At 38.6% G+C, this 1,074-nt stretch carries 1 protein-coding gene; it reads right to left on the bottom strand.

The window, feature by feature from the left end; translation table 11 throughout:
• Positions 1-444: 444 nt before the first annotated feature.
• Positions 445-744, bottom strand: coding sequence for a GIY-YIG nuclease family protein (locus MWU84_RS23930; protein WP_246906531.1), 300 nt, complete (start codon positions 742-744; stop codon positions 445-447).
• Positions 745-1,074: the final 330 nt, after the last annotated feature.

Below are 1,074 nucleotides of genomic sequence, written 5' to 3'. Positions count from 1 at the left end.
TATAGGATCCCAAAATTAAAACCAAAACCTGTGCGACTTCTCAATCGTTGCGAAAAAGCATCAGTTGTCGAAGTGACAACTCCAGTCATTTCGACCAACGGGAGAAATCACACAAGCAGCTATGTGTGCACTTAAAATTTGCACACAACTTCTAACTTCCGACTAATACCACTAAAACCAATATGTGCGACTTCTCGTCGTCCCGAAAAGGGACTCTGTCGAAGTGACTGCCCAAAGTCATTTCGAACGAAGGTGAGAAATCACACAAGTAGCTATGCGTTCACTTAAAATTTGCACACAACTTCTAACTACCGACCAATGCCACTAAAACCAATATGTGCGACTTCTCAATCGGTGTAAAAACACCTCATGTCGAAGTGACTATCAGGTCATTTAAAATACTTCGCTGTACTTACAAACTTCAGATTCATTATTGTAATCCAATTAAAAAATCTGATTGTTCAAGGTTTCCCACTTAGGATTAAAGGAAGAAACGAGACTATTCTTCTTTTCCCTTCGCCACTTTTTAATTTCCTTTTCCCGGGCAATGGCTTCTTTTGGGTTCTCAAAGCCTTCGTAATACACCAAATAAATACAGCTATACTTTCCTGCGAAGGATTTCTTGGAATTTTGACTATCAAAATGGTGTTGTGACAACCTACGCTGTATATTATTAGTTACTCCTACATAAAGAGTCGTACGGTGTTCGTTCGTGGTTATATATACAAAATGATTGTAGAACAATTAAAAGCTCGTATTGGTGTTACCCAAATTTAGTTCATTATTTATAAGTTTTGAAAACAAATAATAACAAAATGACCTCCCCTGTCATTTCGAACGACTGACAGGGCGGAGAAACCGAAGGTTTACGAATACCCCTCAAATAAAAATGACATGAGTAAATCACACAAGTAGCTATGTGTGCACCTAAAATTTGCACACAACTTCTAACTACCGACTAATAACACTAAAACCAATATGTGCGACTTCTCGTCGTCCCGAAAAGGACTCTGTCGAAGTGACTACCCATAGTCATTTCGACTGTTAAGGAGAAATCACACAAGTAGCTCAACG

The sequence above is a fragment of the Arenibacter sp. F20364 genome (genome assembly GCF_023015905.1).
Classification (GTDB): domain Bacteria; phylum Bacteroidota; class Bacteroidia; order Flavobacteriales; family Flavobacteriaceae; genus Arenibacter.
This window is presented reverse-complemented; position numbering and strand designations above follow the sequence as displayed.